This is a genomic window from Mucilaginibacter sp. (genome assembly GCF_039921305.1).
Lineage (GTDB): Bacteria > Bacteroidota > Bacteroidia > Sphingobacteriales > Sphingobacteriaceae > Mucilaginibacter.
Genome location: NZ_JBDSCA010000024.1, coordinates 36,493 through 44,612, shown reverse-complemented (window position 1 = coordinate 44,612; position 8,120 = coordinate 36,493). Strand labels below are relative to the sequence as shown.

The window sequence follows — 8,120 nt, the reverse complement described above, 5'->3', positions numbered from 1 at the left end:
CGGATATGGCCTCTGCGCGCGTTCTTCGAGTGCCTCAGAATGACACCTTACCCACATTATTAATTTACTAAAACAAAATGTGGAAAAATTTCTTCTTGTTAGAGAAAATTTTCTTAAATTTGAATAAGGATGAAAGTGAAAGAACAACATATTCAAACCGATGCCGATTTGGTAACCATTTACCAGGCCATGTATGCTAATGCCATAAATTTGCTCATTAGCTCTAAAGAAGGGTTGGATGCCAAAGCCGCTATCGATTTTTTATCCTTGTCGGGATTTTCACAGCAGGAGTTTCAAAACGTGTTTAAAACTACCGTTAAAACCATCCAAAACCATTTAAAACTGGCCTTGAAGCTTGATTCCGCTTTAAGCGAAAAACTCTTAAAATCTTTCGCCCTGTTTGATAAGGGGATTGAAATATTTGGTTCGGCAGCCGCTTTTTATGAGTGGATAAACACGCCGGCCTATGGTTTAGGCAACCAGATTCCTTTTGATCTGATGGATACAATTACCGGGATCCAACTGATAGAGGAAGAACTGATCCGCATAGAATACGGCGATCTGGCTTAACCTATGCTGGTTTACCGCATCGCTTTAGCCAAATATGCCAGCGCGCTCAAGGCATCTGGCCGGGCCGCCCGCTGGAACCCCAACGAGGTAGAAATGATCTACACCGCATCCTCACGTTCGCTGGCTTGCTTAGAGAACGTGGTACACCGCAACAAAGCCGGATTGAACGATAATTTTAGGGTGATGACCATCCACATCCCGGATACCATCGCCATCCAAACCATCACCACTGCCGACTTACTACCCGATTGGCGCGCCTTTAACCAAATGCCCTATACCCAGCAATTAGGCGCCCAATGGGTAAAGCAAGGCACAACAGCCATACTCCAGGTACCATCATCCATTATAGACGGCGAAACCAACTATTTAATTAACCCCCTACATGCCGATTTTGGCTTGGTTGAGTTGGTTAGGGTTGAGGCGTTTGTTTTTGATGTGAGGATAAAGGGGTAGGGGCGCATTTTTAGAATGCAGAATAACAACAATTAGCCTCATGTCATTTCGAACGAGGTACGAGAGAGAAATCTTCTGCGAGGGATAATCTACAGCAGACTAAGCAAGAGCAGAAAATTTCTCCTACCGTCGAAATGACATGGGCGTTGAATTTGTCCCATCCAACCCCTCAAACCGTCTCGAACAACACCGCCTACCCCTTGTTAATACCCTTAATTTAGTAATACCAAATAAACATGTTATGAGAAAGCTAAGCGTATTCAATTTTATATCGTTGGATGGTTATTACAAAGACCTCAACAACAGCATGCAATGGCACGAGCATGGTGGCGAGGAAGCCGATTTTTCTAAAGAAAGTTCGCAAGGTGGGGACATATTGCTGTTTGGCCGGGTAACTTATGACATGATGTACAGTTTTTGGCCAACCGATGCGGCTAAACAAAGCATGCCCGAAGTTGCCGATAACATGAATAGATCTGAAAAGATCGTTTTTAGCAACACACTTAAAAAGGCCGATTGGGACAATACTACTATCATATCAGGAGGCATTGTGGAGCAGGTTAAAAAACTGAAGGCCACTCCTGGTAAGGATATGACTATTTTAGGCAGCGGCACCATCGTATCCCAATTTGCCGAAGCGGACTTGATCGACAAGTATATTATTATGATTGATCCCATTGCCCTGGGCGGCGGTATCTCCATCTTTACAGGCATGGAAAAAACGCTTGATTTGAAACTCACCAGTTCGCGCGCGTTTAAAAGCGGGGTGATGCTGTTAAATTATGATGCGGTATAAATTTCAATTTTAGTTTAGCCGTAACCCCAATTTAATACCATATTTTTTGGATATTTATATAGTTATGAAAAAGCTGCTGCTTACTATATTTATCGCTGCAATATCCACTTGCTTTAGCTATGGGCAATTGCGTATTGATACAAAAAAAGAGCTCAATTACTCGCACCAAAGCATTATTGATTTTATAAAGGATAATAATTTTGAGTATGCATTAATATCGTGGGGAACCAGTACATGGATGTATAGCGAAAGGAACTTCTATTGTTTATTTATCCAGCATGGCAAATATTACCTGGCTAATATATCCACATCGGTTATACCGCAGCCAAAATTGTTAGATCAAGGAATTATAGTGAAACAAAAGCTGCTTACAAAAATTGAAACCGATTCGGTAATGAAGTTGATTAAACCTGATTCTGCATTCCGGTATAACCAAACCGATCTGGATAAACTACCCCGAAGCTGTAGTTATGTAAAAGATGGTAAAACCATGGGGCTGTATGCTATTCATGATGCGGCTACTTCTTTTTTAATGGAATACTCCAATAGCAAAACCCGCTTACTCAGTTATTATGCAGCTTCGGAATATCTCGGCGCATGTTATCCCTACGTTAAAGAGTTTGGTATTTTAAAAGGGTTAGTTAACGCTGCCGATCAGCTTTATGGGGCAACTAAAAATTTGAAGTAGAATGAAGAAAATACTTATTTATATTGCCGCTGTTAGCATCCTGGCATCCTGCCAAAGCAAAACCGCTAAAAAAGAAACCCTGGCCGAAAAGGTTTTAAGCAAAATTGCTACCGATACCACGCACGAAGCTATGTATGATAACCCGGTTAGCAGCTTGGGCATCGGCTTAATTAAAGCGCCTCAAAAGTTTGATATTTATGATGATAGCCTACTAACAAAAAAGTACCAGAGCATTGATATGGGGCATGATGCTAAATTCAGCGTATCGCCAAAATACTTTAAGCCCGACTATGGCATTATGCATTTTGTTTGCATCAGCCAAAGCCCCAAAGCTTACAAGGTATTGGTAAACCGCACTACCGAAAAATACCTGCCCAAAACCAAAGGCTACGATTTTATTACCTGGAGCAATTATATAACCAGTTCAACCGGGATAAAACCACTTTACGAAGGGAACAAAAGTATACCCTTGCAAACCGGGCCCGATGGCAAAGGCGAACCCATACCCGGCACCGAAAAGTACGAAATGTTTTGCCCCATGCAGGTACAAGGCGATTGGGTGCAGGTACAGTTTGATTGCTTTTACAATACCGATAACAACAAGCACGAGGGCGAACCCTGCCATAAATACATCAGCCAATGCAAATCGCCGGTTAAAGGCTGGTTGCGGTGGCGAAAGGACGAAAAGGTGCTGATCGATATATTTTTTGATTGACGGCTGCAAGCTTGCAGCAATAGGCTGATATATTGCTATATTTAATTAACCTTACTTATCACAAAAATGAATAGCTATACCGATAACCTGCACGCTACCGTAGTTAATGCGTTGGAGATGCAAAACCTGGAGGTGAAAAACCTTGTAGCCAAGGCTAACGCTTCGTTGTTTAGCCTTTACCACGATCAAGGAGCAACTATTACGGCAGGGCAAAAGTTAGTATCGGCCAAAGCTGGTTTGGTGTTTAGGCAAGCGGTTAGCAACCAGGCTGTAACGGTTAGCAATATAGCTAACAATCAACTGGCATCGGCAACGCAGGCCAATCAATATGTAAAGCAGTCGGTTACTAACGCGGCTGTTTGCGCGGCTAATGTGCAGGTTGCCGCTAATGCCATTGTAAGGCTGGCCGGCGATATCGGCAGCATATTCAGCATCATAAACGCGGCCGATTATGGTACTCAACTGTATACGTATGCCACCCAGCTTAAACAACTCATAAACGATACCGCATACGCTGCAGAACAGGCTTCGCAAAATGCGATGCAGGCTTCTATGTTAACGTCTGAGGTTTCATCGGCTACGGTATGGGATAAGTCGAAAAGTACCAACGCGCAGGCTAATAACCTGCTCAAGCTTTGCTCCGCAGATGCCGGTGCAGCCATGCAAACTGTACTGAATGCGCAAAGCACTTTAGCCGCAGCAAGCGCGGCAGAAGCTTTAGCCGGGGGAGCCCATCTTGATTCGACTACCGATGTACAAGCAGCCCAAACCGCCCTGGGTTTTGCCACGGTCAACCTCAATAATAGCTTAAGCGTTAGCGATGTTGATGAAAGCAGCTTCACGGTTAATTTCGAGCAGATCCAAGCCCCGTTTAAAAAACCATTAACCGATATTGACCCGGTTAGCAGCTACTATTTTATTTTGGTTAAGGATTCACAAAAGGTAACCTTTTCAATAACCGACGCGGAAAACCTGCTTGCTCAAAAAAGTGATCACATCATTATCAATATACCGGTTGGTGCAAAAAGCCATGTTAGTCAGCGTTTTAATTATAGGAAAATGCCGTCTGCTACTTCAACATCCAAAACATTTGTTTTGCACGATGCCGATGGCGAGCCAATTACGGCCGGAACAAATTACGTGGTGTTTTTAATGGCAGTTTACACCGATGCTTATAAAAAAAGCATTAATAATTTTGATAATTTTTTATCCGCAGCATCAAATACCTTTAACATTAACCCGCAGTTTGCAGCGGTTGCCGCCGATAGCATAAACGTTATTAAAGTTAAGGCTTCCGCCGAAAAGCAAGCCGGTAACGTACTGCAATTAGAGTTTAGAGCGGCCCAAAATGCCACATCGAAACCAGAACACCGTTGCCTGTTTTTACCTGTAAGTACGGTTTTGATGCATCACAATAAAGCAGGTTTTGTTTTTGATGCGATGATAGCCGAACAAGTACCGGCCGCTAATTATACGGTGGCTGTTGCCGACGGCAAAGGGCAATACACAGCCACTATAAGTGAAAGCACAACCGATAACTTTGGCAACCCCTTGCTTACTGGAAGCGAATATATACCGGCTGTATTAACAATAGATGCAGATGAGGACCAGAATTACCGGAGCGCCCTATCCAACATCAACACAACAAAAACCTTTTCAATTTAACCAGGCCAGCCCATGTTAAACAACATACAAACTAAAGGAATAACAGCGCACAAGAAAACCGAACTGGATAAATTAACCATTGATGTGATCAGTGCGCAACAGCAGGTAGATCAGTTGCAGGCCATAGTTAACTCGTTAACCGGAAAGGCCGATAGCTATCAGGGTTTTTTGGCCGTGGCCGATAGTAATAAACAGCAAGCCCTTAGCAACAAGCAGGTATTAGATACACTGGTACAAAGCGCGCTCGATCTGGTCAATAACTCAGCTATCGCCATAAAGGAAATGGGTGAAGCAGCTAGCAGCACCACAAACCTTGCCGCCGAAATGAAACTATTGATAGATAAGCTCATTTACACTGCCGAGGTAACCAATAAGCTGGCTAACCTTGTCATCAGGCAAAAGGCGCTTAACCCTTTAATATCCGATGATCTGGTGAGCCTGGTAGGTACCGCGGGTACAGATGCCAATAATGCCGTTGCTTTAACGTTGGTAGCCTTGCAATCAAGCTTTGCGGCTGCTGCTGCTCATACAGAATCGGCGGCAGCCACCAAACTGAGTGATAAGCATGCGGCAGCCTTGTATCAAACCCTAACCGGCATGGCTCCCGGCAAAGCGGCACCTAAAAAGGAAACGGCATCGCTGCAAAGTTATCTCCATACCGCCTATACTAATGCTTTAGCAGCGTATAAACACAGCCAAGCGGCGTTAAAAAATGTTACTACACAACTCAACCATGCCCAGGCAGATTTGAATAAGGCACAGGTGAAACTAAAATCGCTACAGGCTGGTTTGGCAGCCGCTAATGCGGCTGCGCTGGCCCAATAAAACGTTAAAACTTAATTTTCGTAAACTCGCCATTATAAACCTTGGTTTTATCAGGAGACGGGCTTTCAATACCGGCACCGTGATTTGGTTTAACAATAATAAAGTTGAAAGCCCGTTTTTTAAGCATTCCCGGGAACGATCCTTGCTGCTTATTAACAGTTAATGTGCTTTCTTTATCGTTCCATGCAAAATCTATAGTGGCATACATGCCCTTTTCATAATTGTAACTATCGTTTTGATCTTCGTACAAGGTGAATTTACCATCTGCACCGGGATAAATACGAATGGTTAAGTTATCCCATTTTTTCTCTGTTGCATATTGCACATTAGGTCCCCAGGGAATGATTGATCCTGCTTGTACATACAGCGGCAATATGTCAATTGGAGTAGCGCGCTCAATAGTTTTACCGCCATCAATAGCTTCTCCCGTCCAGAAATCGTACCACTTGGTTCCGGCTGGTAAGTAAACGCTTTGGCTTTTGAGGCCTTTATCGGTAACGGGCACCACCAAAAACGATTTGCCAAACAGAAACTCGTTATTGTTTTCATAACCCTGCTTATCATTACCAAACCCGGCATATAACGATCTGATGATGGAACCAGAATTGTGTGTAACATCCCAGGCGGTTGAATAGGTATAAGGCAGCAAACTATAACGCAGGTTAATAAACTTATCCAGTACATCAAATATCTCATCGCCACGTTTACCAAACTGGTATATCTCTCTCGGGATATCCGTACCATGCGAGCGCATCATGGGCGTAAAGGTGGCAAACTGCAACCAGCGGGTATACAACTCCCTAAACTCGGGGTTATTTATACCGCCGCCTTTATTCCAGTTACCGGCAAAAAAGCCACCTATATCGGCATTCCAATAGGGTAGCCCGGTCATAGAAAAGTTAAGCGCGTTAGGAATCTGTCTTTTAAACGTCGGCCAGTCTGATCGTATATCACCACTCCAGGTATTGGCGCTGTAGCGTTGCTGACCGGCAAATGCCGAACGGGTAAGCAGAATAACCCGTTTAGCTTCGGATGTTTGCCTTTGGTGCTCATAAACGCCTTTGGTATGTTGCAACGGGAACGCATTTTGTACACTTCTAAAAGTGCCTAAAAAAGTAGGCTGGTCAAAATCCTTGTCCTTCACATTGATATGATCGGGTTCAGTCGAATCCAGCCACCAGGCATCCGGGCCCAACGAAAAAATGCCTTTGTTTAAATAACTCCAATAAATATCCCTCGCGGCCGGGTTGTATACATCATAAGGGCGTGTATTGGCGCCCGGTGGCCAGGTGTCAAAATTGATCAGCATATTCTTTTGCTTAAACTCTTGGTATTGTGGTGTTTTAGGGGCAAAACCCGGCCACGAAACAATAAACAAGTGCGCGTTTAACAAGTGCACACTATCAACCATTAACTGTGGTTTTGGATATGTGGCAGCATCAAAACTCATGGCGTTCCAGTTATCGTCTTTACCCCAATACTGCCAATCCTGTACAATGCCATCTAAGGGCACTTTAAGCGCGCGGTATTTTTTAACCACATCTACCAGCTCAAATTGTGTTTTGTAGCGCTCGCGCGATTGGCTGTAACCATATACCCATAAAGGCATCATCGGGGCTTGGCCTGTAAGATCGCGCATTTGGGTTACAACGCCATCGGCACCTCCGCCGTACATAAAATAATAGTCGGAACAATTACCAACTTCCGAGTCAAAGGCGGTTTCCTGCACATTGTCGGTAAAGGTGGTAGGGGCGTAGCTGTCCCAATAAATGCCATAGCCCTTTACCGATTGGAAGAAGGGTATACAAACGCGGGTGTTCTCGTTACGTAAATATACTTTTTGTCCGCGCTGGTTCAGCTTGCCATTGGGTTGCTGGCCAAGGCCATAAATCACCTCGTCTTTATCTAACAAAAAAGCTTGCCGTATTTCAAAAGATGCATCGTTACCATCTCTGACGTGTGTAAACTGCGCGCCGTAATCTTTCTCGGTAAACAAAGGCGCGCCATTAATACCCGCGAAACTTACGCTGCCTGTTTTAAGGTTAAACCTGGCTATAAGCGCACTGCTTTTTAAAGTGACTACGCCGTTTTGATCGCTTATATCCAATTGAGTTTGCTGCGGCTTTTTAATTACAGCAAGACTCCCTTTCTTTAACACATTTCCTTCGGGTTGTTTTAACACCCGCACAATTTGAGGGGAATAAAACTGCACTTCAATATCCATAGATTGAATATTTGCCTTAACACCCTGGGCGGTGCGCTGGTACGATTGCGAAAATGCGTTGCCGATGTGCGCTACAAAAAGCACAAAAAGTGATAAACGTAATGTTTTATTCATAAATTGGTTATTGGTTGGTTGGGTTTATAAGTTACCTGCGAACAGACAGCTGGCTGTAATAATTGTAATT

Annotated in this window: 8 protein-coding genes; 7 read left to right on the top strand and 1 reads right to left on the bottom strand. The window is 43.8% G+C overall.

The genetic code is table 11. The features are described 5' to 3' along the window. The first annotated feature begins 129 nt into the window (after positions 1–129). The 7 genes from ABIN91_RS06955 (at position 130) to ABIN91_RS06925 (ending at position 5,712) form a co-directional block, all read left to right on the top strand. The gene (locus ABIN91_RS06955) at positions 130–570 is read left to right on the top strand and encodes an MbcA/ParS/Xre antitoxin family protein (protein WP_348049877.1); all 441 of its coding nucleotides are present in this window, start codon (positions 130–132) and stop codon (positions 568–570) included. Between the two features lie 3 nt (positions 571–573). After that, positions 574–1,023, top strand: coding sequence for an RES family NAD+ phosphorylase (locus ABIN91_RS06950; protein ID WP_348049875.1), 450 nt, complete (start codon positions 574–576; stop codon positions 1,021–1,023). A gap of 241 nt (positions 1,024–1,264) precedes the next feature. Further along, a complete protein-coding gene (locus tag ABIN91_RS06945; protein WP_348049873.1) occupies positions 1,265–1,819 on the top strand; it encodes a dihydrofolate reductase family protein in 555 nt (184 codons plus the stop codon). Positions 1,820–1,883: 64 nt separating this feature from the next. After that, positions 1,884–2,507: a hypothetical protein gene (locus ABIN91_RS06940; RefSeq protein ID WP_348049871.1), complete on the top strand. Its 624-nt coding sequence runs from the start codon at positions 1,884–1,886 to the stop codon at positions 2,505–2,507. Position 2,508: 1 nt separating this feature from the next. Continuing rightward, the gene (locus ABIN91_RS06935) at positions 2,509–3,222 is read left to right on the top strand and encodes a hypothetical protein (RefSeq protein WP_348049870.1); all 714 of its coding nucleotides are present in this window, start codon (positions 2,509–2,511) and stop codon (positions 3,220–3,222) included. Between the two features lie 66 nt (positions 3,223–3,288). Continuing rightward, the gene (locus ABIN91_RS06930; protein ID WP_348049868.1) at positions 3,289–4,887 is read left to right on the top strand and encodes a hypothetical protein; all 1,599 of its coding nucleotides are present in this window, start codon (positions 3,289–3,291) and stop codon (positions 4,885–4,887) included. Between the two features lie 12 nt (positions 4,888–4,899). Next, a complete protein-coding gene (locus tag ABIN91_RS06925) occupies positions 4,900–5,712 on the top strand; it encodes a hypothetical protein (protein ID WP_348049866.1) in 813 nt (270 codons plus the stop codon). A gap of 4 nt (positions 5,713–5,716) precedes the next feature. Here ABIN91_RS06925 and ABIN91_RS06920 read toward each other — a convergent pair whose 3' ends face one another. After that, positions 5,717–8,050 (bottom strand): TIM-barrel domain-containing protein, encoded by a 2,334-nt coding sequence (locus tag ABIN91_RS06920; protein ID WP_348049864.1) that lies wholly within the window; start codon positions 8,048–8,050, stop codon positions 5,717–5,719. Positions 8,051–8,120 lie beyond the last annotated feature (70 nt).

Excerpts from the sequence above, each read along its gene's own strand:
- ABIN91_RS06955 (WP_348049877.1), top strand. The coding sequence starts at position 130 with ATGAAAGTGAAAGAACAACATATTCAAACCGATGCCGATTTGGTAACC.
- ABIN91_RS06920 (WP_348049864.1), bottom strand. The coding sequence starts at position 8,050 with ATGAATAAAACATTACGTTTATCACTTTTTGTGCTTTTTGTAGCGCAC.
- ABIN91_RS06930 (WP_348049868.1), top strand. The coding sequence starts at position 3,289 with ATGAATAGCTATACCGATAACCTGCACGCTACCGTAGTTAATGCGTTG.
- ABIN91_RS06935 (WP_348049870.1), top strand. The coding sequence starts at position 2,509 with ATGAAGAAAATACTTATTTATATTGCCGCTGTTAGCATCCTGGCATCC.
- ABIN91_RS06950 (WP_348049875.1), top strand. The coding sequence starts at position 574 with ATGCTGGTTTACCGCATCGCTTTAGCCAAATATGCCAGCGCGCTCAAG.
- ABIN91_RS06945 (WP_348049873.1), top strand. The coding sequence starts at position 1,265 with ATGAGAAAGCTAAGCGTATTCAATTTTATATCGTTGGATGGTTATTAC.
- ABIN91_RS06940 (WP_348049871.1), top strand. The coding sequence starts at position 1,884 with ATGAAAAAGCTGCTGCTTACTATATTTATCGCTGCAATATCCACTTGC.
- ABIN91_RS06925 (WP_348049866.1), top strand. The coding sequence starts at position 4,900 with ATGTTAAACAACATACAAACTAAAGGAATAACAGCGCACAAGAAAACC.